The 15640-nt window shown below is 71.1% G+C and carries 14 protein-coding genes; all 14 read right to left on the reverse strand.

Annotation, left to right across the window (positions count from 1 at the left end; genetic code table 11):
* Positions 1 to 150: 150 nt before the first annotated feature.
* The 14 genes from BUB97_RS04465 to BUB97_RS04530 all read right to left on the reverse strand — a co-directional run bounded on the left by BUB97_RS04465 (position 151) and on the right by BUB97_RS04530 (position 15565).
* Positions 151 to 1065 (reverse strand): cytochrome c, encoded by a 915-nt coding sequence (locus tag BUB97_RS04465; RefSeq protein WP_073131934.1) that lies wholly within the window; start codon positions 1063 to 1065, stop codon positions 151 to 153.
* Between the two features lie 65 nt (positions 1066 to 1130).
* On the reverse strand, positions 1131 to 2369 hold the full coding sequence (locus BUB97_RS04470; protein WP_073131937.1) for a glycosyltransferase: 1239 nt from the start codon (positions 2367 to 2369) through the stop codon (positions 1131 to 1133).
* 9 nt (positions 2370 to 2378) lie between these two features.
* A complete protein-coding gene (locus tag BUB97_RS04475) occupies positions 2379 to 3455 on the reverse strand; it encodes a response regulator (RefSeq protein ID WP_073131939.1) in 1077 nt (358 codons plus the stop codon).
* Positions 3452 to 4849 carry a sensor histidine kinase gene (locus tag BUB97_RS04480; RefSeq protein WP_073131942.1) on the reverse strand — a complete coding sequence of 466 codons (1398 nt, stop codon included), beginning with the start codon at positions 4847 to 4849 and terminating at the stop codon, positions 3452 to 3454. Before BUB97_RS04480 ends, BUB97_RS04475 begins: the two co-directional genes overlap by 4 nt.
* A complete protein-coding gene (locus BUB97_RS04485; protein ID WP_217659572.1) occupies positions 4849 to 5370 on the reverse strand; it encodes a putative pterin-binding protein in 522 nt (173 codons plus the stop codon). Before BUB97_RS04485 ends, BUB97_RS04480 begins: the two co-directional genes overlap by 1 nt.
* Before the next feature lie 251 nt (positions 5371 to 5621).
* Positions 5622 to 6986 carry a GDSL-type esterase/lipase family protein gene (locus BUB97_RS04490; protein ID WP_073131947.1) on the reverse strand — a complete coding sequence of 455 codons (1365 nt, stop codon included), beginning with the start codon at positions 6984 to 6986 and terminating at the stop codon, positions 5622 to 5624.
* A 90-nt stretch (positions 6987 to 7076) separates the two neighbouring features.
* On the reverse strand, positions 7077 to 8180 hold the full coding sequence (locus BUB97_RS04495) for an ABC transporter substrate-binding protein (RefSeq protein WP_073131950.1): 1104 nt from the start codon (positions 8178 to 8180) through the stop codon (positions 7077 to 7079).
* A gap of 2 nt (positions 8181 to 8182) precedes the next feature.
* Positions 8183 to 10333: a TonB-dependent siderophore receptor gene (locus tag BUB97_RS04500; protein WP_073131953.1), complete on the reverse strand. Its 2151-nt coding sequence runs from the start codon at positions 10331 to 10333 to the stop codon at positions 8183 to 8185.
* Between the two features lie 137 nt (positions 10334 to 10470).
* Positions 10471 to 11166 (reverse strand): 4-carboxy-4-hydroxy-2-oxoadipate aldolase/oxaloacetate decarboxylase, encoded by a 696-nt coding sequence (locus BUB97_RS04505; RefSeq protein WP_073131955.1) that lies wholly within the window; start codon positions 11164 to 11166, stop codon positions 10471 to 10473.
* Positions 11163 to 11891, reverse strand: a complete 729-nt coding sequence (locus tag BUB97_RS04510) for a PIG-L deacetylase family protein (RefSeq protein ID WP_073131958.1) — start codon at positions 11889 to 11891, stop codon at positions 11163 to 11165. The genes BUB97_RS04505 and BUB97_RS04510 overlap by 4 nt, the downstream gene beginning before the upstream one ends.
* 14 nt (positions 11892 to 11905) lie before the next feature.
* Entirely contained in the window at positions 11906 to 12772 is an 867-nt protein-coding gene (locus BUB97_RS04515; protein ID WP_073131960.1) for an amidohydrolase family protein, read from the reverse strand.
* A gap of 2 nt (positions 12773 to 12774) precedes the next feature.
* On the reverse strand, positions 12775 to 13752 hold the full coding sequence (locus BUB97_RS04520) for a Bug family tripartite tricarboxylate transporter substrate binding protein (protein ID WP_073131963.1): 978 nt from the start codon (positions 13750 to 13752) through the stop codon (positions 12775 to 12777).
* Positions 13753 to 13803: 51 nt separating this feature from the next.
* Positions 13804 to 14685: an NAD(P)-dependent oxidoreductase gene (locus BUB97_RS04525; RefSeq protein ID WP_073131966.1), complete on the reverse strand. Its 882-nt coding sequence runs from the start codon at positions 14683 to 14685 to the stop codon at positions 13804 to 13806.
* 13 nt (positions 14686 to 14698) lie between these two features.
* Complete coding sequence (locus BUB97_RS04530; RefSeq protein WP_245818192.1) at positions 14699 to 15565, reverse strand: ABC transporter substrate-binding protein; 867 nt, start codon at positions 15563 to 15565, stop codon at positions 14699 to 14701.
* Between the last annotated feature and the right edge of the window lie 75 nt (positions 15566 to 15640).

The raw sequence follows: 15640 nt of genomic DNA on the forward strand, positions 1-15640 counted from the left end.
CTGCAAAGACAGGATCGAGTATCGGTCACCTAGAGACGCCTTCAATCCGGGGTATCCACGGCAGTCAGACGGGGTTCCAAGGGCCTCAGGCCCTTGGCGGGCGAGGGCGGAGCCCTCAACCGAGAAGGTCCGGCGCAGGGCTCCGACAGATCAGTTCGAAAGTCCTGGTGTCGGCCGCGCGGGGAGGGTGCGCAGGAACACGGCGATCGCCCGGCGGTCCTCGTCCGGCAGTGCTGCCATGTTCGCCACCACCTCCGCCATCGAGCCGCCGACCTTTCGCAGGTCGGGTGTCTGGCCCGTGGTCAGCACGGTGGCGATGTCCTCGACGGACCAGGCGCTGATGGCATGGGGCGTGATATTCGGCACGAAGCCGGTGCCTTCCTGGTCCGGCCCGCCGGCAAAGCGTGCGCTCTCTTTCACCGCATAGAGGAGGTTCCGCGTGGAATGGCACTCCGCGCAATGGGAGAGCGCCTCGACCAGGTAGCGGCCGCGGTTCCAGGCCGGGTCGCGCGCGGGATCCTCCGTGATGGTCGTGCGATCGAGGAAGAGCAGCTTCCACAGGCCGATGCCGCGGCGGATGGTGAAGGGGAAGGGAAGCTCATGCGGCGGCTGCCGGCCCTCCACGGGCGGCAGGCTACGCAGATAGGCCATGAGGTCGCGCAGATCCTCCGCACGCATCCGCGCATAGGCGACATAGGGCAGCGAGGGATAGTAATGCGCGCCGTCCGGTGACACGCCGGACATCAGCGCGTTCGCCAGGTCGATCCCGCGCCAGCCGCCGATGCCGTCACGCGGATGCGGGGAGATGTTGGGCGGGAAGAAGGTTCCGAAGGGCGAAGCGAGCGCGAGCCCGCCTCCCAGGCGCAGCCGGTCCGGCTGCCCCGGCGAGGCATGGCAGGAGGCGCATTGCCCGGCCATGAACACGAGGCGCCCGCGGGCGGCATCGCCATTCTCGAAGCGCGCCGCGTCCTCCTCGCCGAAAGCCGGGCGAGGCGCGGAGAGAAGCCAGAAGGCCCCGCCACCCAGAACCGCAAGGATCGCCGCGAGGAGCAGCGCTTTTCGCAAGACCGACCTCTTCTCTTCCCCTTCGCGCGCAACGCCCGAGGCGGGCAAACGTCACGCGCGCTGCGTCAGGCGAAGGTCGGAGGGCGGCGCCGGGCCGCGAGGGATTCCAGCACCTGCACCTGCCGCGGCAGGCAGACGCGCCACAGGTCGTAGCGGTCCTCGATCGTGCGGCGTGCCGCGGCGCGCATCGGCGCGAAGCGCCGCGGATCCGCCAGGACCTCGGCCGTCCGGCGCGCCAGGGCGGTGTGGTCGAACAGGTCGGTCAACAACCCGTTTTTTCCATCAACGATCACCTCCTGCACCGGTGGCGTCGCGGAGCCGAGGATGAGGGCGCCGCAGGCCATCGCCTCCAGCACGCTCCAGGAGAGGACGAAGGGCACGGTCAGGTAGATATGGACGGAGGAGACGCGGAACAGCGCGTGCAGCGCCGGATGCGGGATGCGGCCGAGGAAATGCACCCGCGCGGGGTCGAGCGGCCCGACCTCGGCCAGCATCGCCTCCCGCCAATTGGCGAAGCCTTCGGGGGAGCGGCCGTAGCGCACCTCGTCGCCCCCCACGATCACCACCCGGGCCTGCGGGCGCGCCGCCAGCAGGGCGGGCAGGGCGCGCATGAAGGTGGGAAAGCCGCGATAGGGTTCCAGCCCGCGCGCCACATAGGTCACCACCTCGTCGCCCGGGCGCAGGGTGCTGCCATCGGGCAGGTCGAAGCGTGCGTCCGGGTCCGGGCGGCAGAGCTCGGTGTCGATGCCCTCATGCACGAGGCTGATGCGGCTGTGGTACCATTCGGGGAAGCGCGCGCGCTGCCAGGCCGTGGGGGCGATGCCCCAGTCGGAGGCGTTCATGGCCGAGACCAGCGGCATGTTCATCGCGCGCACGCGCACCGCATCCTGGATGGTCGAGGGCTTGCCGGGCTCGTAGCCGACATCCGCGCCCGTCGCGCTGTAGAAGAACTCCGCATAGAGGAGCAGCGCGGCCTCGGGAAAGACGTCCTTCAGGAAGATCGTGTCGCCCCAGCCGATATGGCTGAACACCACGTCGGGGATGAAGCCGCCGCGCCGCAGGTCCAGCGCATGGTGGGCCGCGCGTTCCGCCCGCGCGATGGCGGCATCGGCCGCCCGCGCGCGCCGGGTCACGCCCTCCGCCGGAGGCGGCGGGGGCTCGTAGACGCGCAGGCTGACGCCTTCCGGCACGGGAAACTGCCGGGCTCCGATGCCCACTACCTGGGTGTCGCGCCGTGCCGCGAGGGCAGGCAGGAGATGCGCGTATTGCCCCGGAAAGTTCGGGTGAACCAGCAGGACCTTCATGAACGGGCGCTACGCCTCCGTGGAGCCGATGGCCAGGGGGCTGGCGAGGAAGAGCCGCACGAGATCGGCCTGCCGGTCCGTCTCGGTCTTCCGGAACAGGTTGCGCAGCGTATAGGCCAGGGTGCTGCGGGACAGGCCGAAGGCCTCCGCGATCTCCTCCAGCCGCTGTCCCTGGGTCAGCGCGACGGCCAGCCGCGTCTCGGCCGGGGTGAGGCCGTAGAGCCCGGCGATGACATCGGGCGCGAGCTGCGGCTGGCGCTCGGGGTCGGAGACGAAGAGGGCGATGGCCGCCCCGTCCTCCGCCCGCAGCGGGCAGACCAGCGCCGTCAGCGGGCGGCGCCCGGAGGGGCGGGGCAGGGCCAGCCCCGCCCCGCCCTTCGCCGCGCCGGACCCCCGGGGGGAGAGGACGGCCTCCACGGCCTCGCGCAGGGCGGCCGTCTGGGCGGCGGCGGCGCCGCGCAGCATGCCCTCGGGCGAGAGATGCAGCCCCTCCGCCTCGGCCAGCATCGCCCGGCCGGCACGATTGACGAAGCTCACCCGCCGGTCCCCACCCAGCAGGAAGACGCCCAGCGCCACCCGGTCCAGCGCGGCCGCCGCGGCGCCGGCCGCCCCGTCCGGGGCGGGAAGCGTGGCTTCCGGGGTCCGGGCCAGGGCGCCGAAAGCGGCACGGGCCGCCTCCATCTCGGCTGCGGCCTTGCCGCGCATCCGGTCCACTTGGCGCAGCCGGGCGGCGATGGTGGCCAGCATCACATCATAGTCGATCGGCTTGACGAGGTAGTCGTCCGCCCCGGCCTCTTTCCCCGCCACCATGTCCCGCCGGTCCGCCAGGGCGGTGAGGAACAGGAAGGGTGTGTCCGCCAGGTCCGGTCGGTCCTCGCGCAGCCGGCGCAGCAGGGCGAAGCCGTCCATGCTCGGCATGTTGATGTCGCAAAGGACGAGGTCCGGCGCCGCCTCGGCGATACGGGCCAGCGCGGCTTCGCCATTCGGCGCCTCGGCCACGGCATAGCCGGCGGCGCGCAGCTCCTCGGCGATGTCGGCGCGGAGGTCGGCCTCATCCTCGACGCAAAGGATCAGCCGCTGCCTCATGCCGCGACCGGCTCCGTCCGGCCCGCGGGATTCCAGGCCGGGGGCAGCGCAGGGGGGAGGCGCAGGGTGAAGATGGAGCCCTTGCCCTCCTCGCTGACCACGGTCACGTCGCCGCCGTGCAAGCGGGCCACATGGCGCGCGAAGGCAAGGCCAATGCCCGTGCCGGTCACGCCCTCGGCGGTGCGGGCGCGGAAGAAGCGGTCGAACACCCGGCCCAGCTCGTCGGCGGGGATGCCGACGCCCTGGTCCACCACCTCCAGCACCGCGCCGCCCCCGGGGCTGGTGGCGCCGCGCAGCAGCACGGGGGCGCCAGGCGGGGAGTATTTCACCGCGTTGGACACGAGATTGGCCACGGCCTGCTCAACCAGCGTCGGGTCGCAATGCAGGCGGGTGGGAAGCCCGTCCAGCTGCTCCTCCAGCAGTGCGCTCGGGGCGAGCTCGCGCTGATGCGCGCAGGCCTCGCGGATCAGCGCCGCGATGTCGCAATCCCGCGGGTTGAAGTTGATCTCCCCCGCCTCCAGCCGCGCGGCGTTGAGGGTGCTCTCCATCAACCGGGTCAGGCGCCGGGTCGCTTCGCGGATCTTGCCCGCGCGTGCCGTGACCTCCTCCGGCGGCATGGCGGTGCCGCGGCGGATCATGCGCTGCGCGCTCGAATCGATGATGGCGAGCGGGGTGCGGAACTGGTGCGACACCATGGAGACGAAGGCGCGGTGCAGGCGGCTGACCTCCCGCTCCCGCTCCAGGCTGGCCTCGGCCCGGATCTGTGCCTTGCGCTGCCGGAACAGCACCAGCATCAGCAGCATGCCGCTTGCCAGCACGCCGACGACGTAGAGCAGGATCTCGGTCACCGCCCGGCCCCGGGCCTGGCGCAGCATGGCAGCGTTCCGCTGGTCCTCCAGCAGCACGCGGTTGGCCACCTCGCGCAGGAAGCCGGCGAGCGGATGCAGCGCGGCACGCAGGGCGGCCTCCGTATCCCGGTCGCCGGGAGCCAGGCTCAACAGCGCCGGCTCCAGCGACGCGATGGCCGCGTGCTGGCGTTCCATGGCCTGGGACAGGCCGGTCTCCCGCACGCGCAGCAGCGGCCGCCCTTCGAGCAGCACCACCAGCCGGCTTAGCAGCAGGTCGTAGCGCAGCTGCACGGCGGCCTCGTCCGCCTCCGGATCGCCCGCCACCCGGCGGACCGCGACGTCGAGGGTCCGCATGGCCTCGAACTGGGCCTGGCTCGCCAGCCAGACCACGCTTTCCCCGGGATGCGGGGTCAGCTGCCGCTCCAGCCGGAGGAGATGGATGCAGGTGAGGACGAGTGAGACGAAAAAGGCCGTGATGACCGCCCCGGCCCCCAGGGTGGCCAGGAAGCGCCGCTTCCTCGGGAGGTCCGGGGCAGCCTTGGGCATCAGCGCACCTGCAGGGTCCTGAGCTGCCAGATCCAGCGGCTGTCATACAGGCTGTTCCGAAGCTCCGGATGCCGGTCCCGCGGATAGACCACCCAGACCGGCCCCTTGTTCCGCACCGTCAGCACCTGCCCATCCATCCGCATCGCCAGGATGACGTCGTAATCCTGGAAATCCTTGAGGGGAATTTCGATTGTGTAGTCGTTCAGCGCCACGGCCGTCACGCGCTCGCCTTCCGCTCCCGCCGCGGCCAGCACGTCGCGCACCAGCGGGCCCTCGAAGCGGCGCACGCCCGTGGTCCAGTTGGTCGCGGTGTCGAGGCGGTGGCGCGGCAGGGCCTCCAGCATCACGCGGTCGAAATCGGCCTGGGCGCCGCGATTGGGCCGGGAGAGGCGGCCGGTCACGCTCAGCAGAACGGGCCCGATCGGCGCCGCCAAGCGTGAATCCGCGCGCGCCGGGGCGGCGAGAAGCAGCCCAAAGGCGACGCGACGGGAAAAAGGCGGCGGGCGGCGGGCGTCTGGCATCGGAAGGGCTCGGGGTTCCGGTGGCCGGGCCGGGGGGCGGCGGGGATCCTCCGCGACGGGCGCTCGGCGGGCGCCGGATCGTCGGGCCGGAGGCCGCTTCCGATACCGCGAGGACGTTTCCGAGTCGATCCTAGCATGGCGGCGCCCGGTCAACGTCACCCGCGATATCGCCGCGGGTGCGGGTCGCGCCCTGACGCGCGGCGGCCAAAGGAGCGGCGCCCCGGCCTTTCCGGGCCGGGGCGCCGGAGGCGCTACGGTCGGGCCAGGCCGGGCAGCAACGCCGCCGGGTCGATCGCCATGGCCATGGCGAGATAGCCGGCGCGGTTCGGGTGCAGCTTGTCGCCCGGGCCGCCCACCGTGCTGTCCGGCACGAATTCCGGCCGCATCCCGCCCGTGGTCGGGTCCAGGATGGCGGGGTCGAAGTCGATTACGCCGTCGAAGGTGCCGCCGCCGCGGATGAAGTCGTTCAGCGCGCGGCGCTTCTGGTCCTGCTCGGGGAAGCCATGGGCCGCACTCGTGCTGCCCAGCGCCGTCACCACCGTGGCCCCATACACCCGGATGCCCGGCCGCTTCTCCCGCAGCAGGGCCACGCCGCGGCGCATCCCCTCAGTCACCGCCTCGACTGTCGCATTGCCGTTGCGGGAGAAGTCGTTGGTGCCCTCAAGCCAGACAAAGCTGGTCACGCCCGAGAGGTTCAGCACGTCCCGCTCCAGGCGCTGCAAGGCCGCCGGGCCGCCGGGGAAGGGCCGCTGCGGGCCATATTCCGCCGGCCCCACCACCTGGTTGCCACCGATCCCCGCATTCACCACCGCCACCCGGTTCGGGAAGGCGGCGTGGAGGCGCCGTTGCAGCACGTCGGGCCAGCGGTCGTCGCCATTCATCGTGCTGGCCGTGCCATCGGTGATCGAATCCCCGAAGCAGACCACCACGGGCGTGCCGGCGGGCATCATCATGTCCACCGCATCCAGGAAGAACCAGGAGGCGGTGGGGTTGGGGAAGGAGGCCTCTCCCTCCTCCATGCCCTTCGCCCCGGCCCCGGGCGCGGTGACATAGGAGGTCTGCAGGGCCTTCGCGTGCCAGGTCATCGGCCCGCTTTCCCCCGCCACATGGAAGGAGACGGCCAGCTTGCGCCCGGCGAGCAGCGGGGGCGCTCCCTCGGCGAAGGGCAGCGCGACCGCATCGCTCCACGCATCGCCGCCCGGCGGGATGGTCACGCCGGCTTGGCCACCGAAACGCACGGGCTGGTTGGTGCCGGGCAGCACCGTGGCGCCCCCGTGCTGGAGGCCGACGAAGACGCCATCCAGTACGAGCGGGCGCGTGCCGAAGGCGTTGGAGAAGCGCAGCCGCGCCTGCCGGCCCCAGACGGTGGGGCGAAGGATCAGGCGAAGGGACTGGTCCCGTGCCCCCGCCTCGGGTGAGGGGAAGGCGAAGCTCTGGTTCGGCTGGGCGGAAGGATTGCCGATGGGATAGGGGCCCTGGACGGAAGCCGCCCAGCTGGTGACCCAGGCCTCGCCTCCGCCCGGGTTGGATCCCTGGGCACCGGCCCCGCCGGGAAGGCTGGCCGCAACGGCGATCATGGCGCCGAGCGCGCGGCGCGGCACGGTGAGATCCGACATGGCGTTTCCTCTTCGCGGCCCGCCTTCATCCGGGGCCGTCGGAGAAGGCTCGCATGTGGGCCGCCGCAGCGGCAATCCGTCAGGCGTGGGTCAGAGACTGCACCAGAAGCTGCCCTCGAGCGGCACGGCCGCGAAGCGGCGGTTGCACTCGTCCAGCCCCTGCTCCGGCGCCAGGCCGGCCGCGGCCGAGGGGTGCAGCCAGCGCGCCAGCATCTCCAGCGCCAGCACATGCAGCGGCGTCTCGTTGAAGCCGTGCCAAATGCCATGGGCCCGGCCCTGCCGCACCGCCTCCAGCCCCGAGAGCCCGGGGCGGGCGAGGACGCGCGCGAGGCTCCGCTGGGCCGCCGCCGGATCCACCCCGCTGCCCAGGGCGACGCCGCCCCTTTCGTTGTAGACGCCGCCCGTGGCGAGATAGACCTCGGGCGGCCGGGTCAGCACATGTTCCAGGCTCATCTCGCCCAACGCGCCCGGCAGGATCTCCGCGGCCATGTTGCGGCCGCCGGCGAAGGCGATCATCTCGGCGAAGCTGCCGCGGGCGATGGTCATGCAGCAGCCCTCGCGCCCGCCGGCATGGTTGTGCAGCAGCACGCGCGGGCGCTCGGGCACGATGCCCACCAGCGCCGCCACGCGGTCCCGCCGCGTGGCGTAGAATTCGGAAAGGGCGGCGGCCTGCGCCTCTCGCCCGAGCAGCGCGCCGAGCAGGCGGATGCTGGGCAGCGTGTCGCGCAGCGGGTCGGCCGCGATGTCCACCACCGCTGCGGGCACGCCAGCGCCTTCCAGTACCGAAAGCACCATGGCCATTCCGGCGCTGGCGCCGGTGCCCGGGCGCGGCAGCAGGACGAGGTCGGGGGAGAGGACGAGGAGCCGTTCCAGAGCCGGCCCCTCCTCCAGCCGGCGCGGAAGGAGCGGCACGGCGTCGATGGTGGGAAAGCGGCGGCGCCAGGGAGGCATCTCCCCGGGCTGGGCGGCCGGCATGTCCTCGGCCCAGCCAGCCAGAAGCGAGACCGGGTCCGGGTGCAGCAAGCCGAGGAGATTCAGCTGCCGGCCATGCGCCAGCACCACCCGGCGGGGCGAGCGCGGGAGCCGCACGCGCCGCCCAAGCAGGTCCTGCGCCGCGACCTCCTCCTCCGCCCGCACCGCCGGGGCGGCGAGGAGCGCGGGCAGAGCGGCAAGCAGGCTGCGGCGGCTGGCCATCACTAGAAGCGCGCCGTGAGCGAGGCCACGGCCTCCAGCGGCTCGCCATAGGCGACGCCCAGATTGTTCGAGCCGATCGACGACGTGTAGTAGGTCCGGTCGAAGATGTTCTTCACGTTCACCTGCGCGCGCAGCAGGGTGCGGTCCAGGCGGAAGTCATAGGCCATGAAGGCATCCGCGACCGCATAGGATGGCAGGAAGAAGCTGTTCGCCGCATCGCCGGCCCGCCGCCCCTCATGCCGCACGCCGCCGCCGACGGACAGGCCCTCGCCGCCCAGCACCGGGCCGAAGTCATAGGTGAGGAAGGCGGAGGCGGTGGTGCGCGGCACGTTCGGCAGGCGCTTGCCCTGCACGGATGGGTCCTCCACCACGATCGCATCCGTCACCGCGAAGCTCGCGATTCCGCTCAGGCGCTCGGTGATCCGGCCGGCGAGATCGAGTTCGAAGCCGGAGGAGCGCACGCGGCCCGCCGTGTAGGTGGAGGTGACGCCGCCCGTCGTCACGGAATAGAGCACGTTCTGCTTCTGGATGTTGAACACGGCGGCCGTCAGCGTCACGCCTTCCAGCAGCTCCGCCTTCACGCCCGCCTCCCAGGATTCGCCGGTCTCCGGCGGCTGGGAGCCGATATAGCTCGCGATATTGGAGTTCGGCTTGAAGGACTGGCTGTAGTTCACAAAGAGCGAGAGGTCCGGGCGCGGCTGATAGACAAGCCCCAGGCGCGGCGTCAGCCGCCCACCGGTGGCGTTGGTGTTGACGTTGAAGGGCCGCCCGCGCCCCGCGAACTGGTCATAGTGCTGGAAGCGCAGCCCCGCGACCGCAATCCACTGGTCGTTCAGATGCACGGAATCCTGCGCATAGACCGACCAGGCCTCCAGCCGCTCCGTCTGGTCGCTGTCCGAGGCGACGACATTCGTGCTGGGCGCCAGCCGGCCATAGACGGGGTCGAAGATGTTGAAGCGCTGGTTCACCGTGCCGCGGATCAGGTTGGAGCGGCGCGTGCTGGAATAATCGTAGGAGGTGCCGAAGAGCAGGTTGTTCCGCAGACCCAGCAGCCGCACCTGCCCGTTCACATCCGCCCGCATCGCATGGTTGAAGATGGTGGAGGACTGCGTGGCATCCGCGCGGCGGGTGGCGATTCCGGTCGCGGAATCATAGGCGGTGACGCGCGCCTGGTTATCCGAATAGTTGTTGATGCTGTAGGTGTAGCGCAGGTCCACGCGCCAGTCCTGGTTCAGCCGCTGGCCCAGATGCCAGGCTGCCAGGTCCGAATCACCCGATGTGATGTTGTAGCGTTCATCGAGGCGGCGTCCGCGCGGGATGTCCACGAACTGGCCGCGCCGCGTGTCGAAGATGGTGCCGCGGTCGAAGGGCACGTCGTAATCCACATGCCAGTAGGAGAACTCCGCCGTCGTGTCCGGCCCGTACCAGCCGAAGGAGGGCGCGATCATGCTCTGCCGGATGGAGCCGAAGTCCCGCCAGTAGGACTGGTTCTCGTATTCGCCGATCAGCCGGTAGGCGAAGCCACCCGTGCCCAGCGGCCCCGTGAGGTCGAAGCCGGTGGAGCCGCCGCCGAAGGAGGAAAGGCGCCCCGTGATGCTGCCGGCCTGGGTGAGCTGCGGGCGGCGCGTGACCACGTTCACCAGCCCGCCCGGGTCGAGGATGCCATAGAGCGTGGCGGAGGGACCCTTCAGCACCTCCACGTAATCGGTGGCGGCGTTGAAGCTGCGGGGCAGGGCGGTCCGCAGCCCATCGATCAGGATTCCGCCGTCCCGGTTGTCACCGAAGCCGCGCCGGATCACCGCGTCCTGCGTGCCGCCCAGCGTGTTGGTCTGGGCGATGCCGCTGACATTGGCCAGGGCCTCGTCCAGGGTCGAGGCCGCCTGGTCCCGCAGCACGCGGGAGGGCACCACGACGACGGATTGGGGAATATCGAGGATGCGGGCCTCGGTTCCGGCTCCGACGGTCGCCCGCAGGGGCTGGTAGCCGACCTGACTGGGCGCCGAGCCCTGCACATCCACCGTAGGGACCGCGACCGCGCCGGGGACCGGGTCATCAGCGGCGGCAGGTGGTGCCACCTGCGCGGCGGCAGGCAGCGCCCCGGCCATCAACCAGAGCAACGGATGCACCCAGGGGGCGCGAGAGGGCAGGGCCATGGGGGATCCGGCAGGGCATCGGCTCAAGTAATGAAGTGCGAATGCACGTTACTCGCAATACCGTCAACGCCACCGCAACGCAGGGCAGAACGGCCCTGCGGCTTTGCAACGGGGCAAGGGCGCCCTGCCCCGGGCGATCAGATGTCCTCGAGCCGGTCCAGGTAGCGCAGGCCCGCCTTTTCCAGCGCCGAGCGCATGCCGTAGAGGTCGAGCCCGAGCACCCCGGCGGCCAGCTTCTCCCGCTTCTCCCCCTCATTCGCCTGCCGCTTCTCGGCGGCCGCGAGGGTGGCGGCGATATCGGCGGCCGGCACCACCACCACGCCGTCGTCATCGGCCACCACCACGTCGCCTGGCCGCACGGAAACGCCCGCGCAAACCACGGGGATGTTCACCGAGCCCAGCGTTGCCTTCACCGTGCCGCGCGCGGAGATGGCGCGGGACCATACGGGGAAGCCCATCTCCCGCAGCACCGCCACGTCCCGCACCCCGGCATCGATGACAAGCCCGCGCACGCCGCGTGCCCTGAGCGATGTGGCGAGGAGGTCGCCGAACATGCCGTCCGTGTTGTCCGTGGTGCAGGCGACGACGAGGATGTCGCCCTCCTGACACTGCTCGACGGCAACATGGATCATCCAGTTGTCGCCGGGCTGCGCCAGCACTGTCACCGCGCTGCCCACCGCCGCGGCGCCGGCCCAGGCCGGGCGCATATAGGTCTTCATCAGGTTGGGCGCACGGCCGCTCGCCTCATGCGTGGTGGAGACGCCGAGGGGAGCGAAACGTTCGATGATGGCGAGGTCGGCGCGCGGGTTGTGGCGGATGACAACGGGGGTCATGCCAGCACCTCCACCGCATCCGGGAAGATGGTCTGGTAGGCCTCGCCATACTTCATGGCCTTGCCCGAGTTGCGCCCGCCCTGCATGCCGCGGTTCAGCGCCACGCGCTCATAATAGTCCCACAGGTGGCGCTGGGCGGGTAGCTGCTCGAAGGCCTTCCACTTCCTCTCCCAGACCTCGGTGATGTTGAGGATGCGGTTGGGCTTGAAGTCGCATTGCTCGGGCTGGTGCGGCTCGAACTGAAAGACCTGCGGGGCGGAATAGGTGACGCCGTCCGGGCCGGGCTTGTGGCCGGCCGCCTGTGCGACGATGCGCGCTTCCTGCGCGATGCGCGCGGCCTCGGGGTGATCGACATTGTAGGGGTCCTTCACCGCATGGGTGAGGACAAAGGAGGGATTCACCTCGCGATAGATGTCGATCAGCCGGTCCATCATCGCACCGGTGATCCGCAGCGGGTAGTCGCCGGCATCGAAGAACTCGATCTCGGCCCCCAGCACCCCGGCGGCGGCCTCGGCCTCCGCCTTGCGCGCCGCCTTGCAGGCCTCAAGCGTCATGCCGGGCTGCTTCCAGGCGCCCTGGCTCTCGCCGCGCTCGCCATAGGACATGCAGACGATCTTCACGCGGTAGCCCATCTTCGCATGCAGCGCGATGGCGCCGCCCGCGCGCCACACGAAGTCGCCGGGATGGGCGGTAACGACGAGGCCGGATTTCTGCTGCCCGGACATGGTGCTCATCCCTCTCAGCGCGCCCAGTACAGGCGGTTCGGATTGTCGATCAGGATCTTGCGGCGCACGGCCTCATCCTCCACCGCCAGGGCGAGGAGATCCACCAGGTCGCCATCATTCGGCATGTCGCCCGCGATGTTCGGATGCGGGAAGTCGGTACCCCACAGCGTGCGATCCGGTGCGATCTCCGCCAGCCTGCGCGCGAAGGGCACGGCGTCATGGAAGGGGCTGCCTTCGGTGGAAACGCGCTCGGGCCCGCAGATCTTCACCCAGGCCAGCTCGTTCCTCATCAGCTCGAGCAGCCGGCCGAAGGGTTCCTGCTCCAGCCCGTTCCTGGCCTGCACCCGGCCCATATGGTCGATCACGAAGGGCACGCGGATGCGGGAGATGCGCTCCGCATGCTCCAGGATGTCACCGGCGTCGAGATGCAGCACCACATGCCACCCCAGGGGACGGATGCGGTCCAGGACGCGATCGAACACCTCCAGATCGGGCGTGCCGCCGAGATGCTTCACGAAATTGAAGCGTACGCCGCGCACGCCGCCGCGGTCCAGCTCCTCCAGCCCCGCATCGGTGATGCCGCCATCCACGATGGCGACGCCGCGATAGGCGCCTTCGCTGCGCTCGATCGCGTCGATCATCGCCGCGTTGTCGGTGCCGTGGCAGCTCGCCTGCACGATCACCGCCCGCTCTACGCCGATCGCCGCGTGCACGCGGCGTAGGTCCTCCACCGGCGCGTCCGGTGGGGTGTAGGAACGGTCCGGCGCGTAGGGGAACCGGTCGGCCGGCCCGAAGACATGGCAATGCGCGTCACAGGCCCCCGCCGGCAGCTTGTAGGCCGGAGTCTTCGGGTTCGGGTCCGGCGCCTTGCAGCTCTTCATGCTCATTGCCTCTCGATGCCCGCGCGCTCGATCACGCCACGCCACTTCTCCGCCTCGGCTTCCATCAGCTGGCCGAGATGCGCGGGCGCGTCACCCCTGGCCTCCACCCCAGCCTCCAGCAGCTTGCTGCGCACGGTCGGATCGGCCAGGGAGGCGTTCAGCGCCGCGTTGATGCGCTCGACCACCGGCGCGGGGGTGCGCGCCGGCGCGACGATGGCGTTCCAGGACGTCACGTCGAAACCCGCGATCCCGGCCTCCTGCAGGGTCGGCACGTCCGGCAGGTTGGCGGCCCGCTGGGCGGAGGTGACGGCGATGGCGCGCAGCGAGCCGTCGCGGATCTGCCCCATCAGCGGCGCCACGATCTCGAAGGCCGCCGTCACGTCGTTGCGGAGCAGGCTTGTGAGCAGGGCGGGCGTGCCGGAGAAGGGCACCGTGGTCGCCTCGATCCCGGCGCTGGTCTTGAACAGCTCGGCGGCGAGGTTCTGCGTGCTGCCCACGCTGATCGTGCCGATATTCCCGCTGCGCGGATCGCGCTTCAGCTGGGCGATGAGGTCTCCCGCCGTCCGGATGGGCGACTGGGGCGCCACCAGAACCGCGATGGCGAAGGTGCCCATCAGCCCGACAGGCGCGAAGTCGCGGATGGGGTCAAAGGGAAGGGAGCGGAACAGCGACTTGCTGATGGCATGGGCATTGGTGGCCACCATCAGCGTCGCGCCATCCGCCGGCGCCTGAAGCAGCGTCTGCCCCGCCACGATCCCGCCCGCGCCGGGGCGGTTCTCAATCACCACCGGCTGCTTCAGTCGCTCTGACAGCGCGGCGCCCACGGTCCGGGCCGTCAGGTCGGCCACGCCCCCCGCGGCATTCGGCACGATGAGGCGAATGGGCTTGTCGGGCAGCGATTGGCCGAAGGCAGGGGCCCCCAGGGTACCGGCCGCGGCGATGCCGCCCAGCCGCAGCGCGTCACGGCGTGTGATGGACATGCACCTGTCTCCCTTGTTTGGCGACCCCGGCCGGGGCGATGCCTGATGGCGCTATTCGGCGGCCGCGCGCGACTGGATGGTCGCGGCCAGCGCATCCAGCAGCACGTCCAGATCGGTGGTCGCGAGCTGCGCCTTGTCCATCTCCCGCCCGCGCGCGGCCGCCCAGTCCTGGCGCTCGGCGATGGCGCGGCTGAGCAGCGGCTCGACCCCGGCCTCGTCCACAGTGCGGGAGACCTCGCGCATCTCCTCCGCGCGGCGCCGACCATGGATCAGCGCGCGGCTGATCACGTAGCGGGCCAGGCCACGCCAATCCTCATGCGGCAGCGTGTCGGCGAGGGAGCGCAGCACCTCCTTCTCCACGCCGTAATGGCGGGCGGCGAGCATGCATTCCGTCGTCAGCGCCTCCAGCCCCTTCACCATGACACTGCGGCACATCTTCACCGAGGAGGCCTTGCCGATCTCGGGCGAGAAGACCGTCATCTTCATCCCGAAGGGCGCCATCCGCTCGATGAAGGCCGGCGCATCCGCCCCGCCGAGCAGCATGGGGGAGCGCAGCCCCCGGGGCGGCACGCTGCTCATCACCGCGGCCTCGACGTAGCGGCCGCCCGCCGCTGCCACCACACGCGCATTCGCCTGCTTCGCGGCGGGGGAGATCGAGTTCACATCGACCACGAAGGGGGCATGGGCCAATCCGCCGCCGAGCGATTCCGCCGCGGCGAGGGCGGATCCCGCCGTGACGGAGATGAACACGACATCCGCCCCTATAGCCGCCTCGGCTGCGTTGGCGGGAACCTCGGCGCCGAAGGCCGCGGCGCGTTCGCGAGCGGCGGGCAGCACGTCATAGGCCCGGATGTCGGTGGCGCCGCCCGCGCGCAGGTCACGGGCGAAGATCCCGCCCACCTCGCCGAAGCCGATGATGGCGAAGCTGGTCATGCCGTTCCTCTCCCTAATCCACGCCGTCCGGCAGCCCGTCCCAGACCTCGTCGGGGGTCAGGGGGCGCGGCAGCATGTCCTGTTCGGTCATGTAGCGAAGCGCGAGTTCGATCACGGGGCGCAGCGCCGCGCGGCTGGCGGGCGGCGGGCCGCGGCCATCCGGCGGAACAGCCGTTGCGGCCTGGCGGAGCATGCGCACGACCTCCCGCACCAGCTCAGGGCGCCCCTCGGCCAACTCACGCGTCACGCAGAGCATGTGGTTCACCGGCACCATCCGGTGGCGCTGCCAGAAGGCCTCGGCGGCCGCGGCCGGATCAGGGAAGACGGTGCGCAGGCCGGGATCGTCCGGCATGTCGTTGCCGACGATCACCGCATCCAGCTCCCCCGCGCGCAGCATGGCCAGCATGTCCTGCCCCGGCGCCGCGCGCTCCGCGAAGGGCGGATCGGCGATGCCGGCGACATGCGCATCTTCGAAGGTGACCCAGCGGCTCTCGGCCGGGCGAGGCCCGCCTTCCTCGGCGATGATGCCGCGCAGCCACATGCCCGTGGTCTGGCTGTAGGCGCGCACGCCGATCCGCCTGCCCGAGAGATCGGCGGGTGAACGGATCGTGCTCTCCTGCCGGCAGAGCAAGGCGGATTGCTGGAACCGCGCCGCCAGCACCACGGGGAGCAGCACCAGCGGGCGGCCCATCGCGCGCGCCTGCAGGAAGGTCGCGATCGCCATTTCCGAGACGTCGAAGCGCAGCTCCCGCACCATCGGCGCGAAGGCGCGGCTGATGACGGGAACGTCCGCGAAGTCGAGCCGCAGCAGCGGCGAGGTGACCCCGCCATCCTTCAGGGCCCGCGTGCGAGGATAGGTGCCGATGGCCGCGCGCAACACGGCCGGTTCTCCCGGCGGCGACACCGGGCTAGGCCCGTGCCGGGGCGCGCTGCGCCCGCCCGGTTCTCTTGGTCA

This window comes from Muricoccus roseus (assembly GCF_900141905.1).
GTDB classification, from domain to species: domain Bacteria; phylum Pseudomonadota; class Alphaproteobacteria; order Acetobacterales; family Acetobacteraceae; genus Roseomonas; species Roseomonas rosea.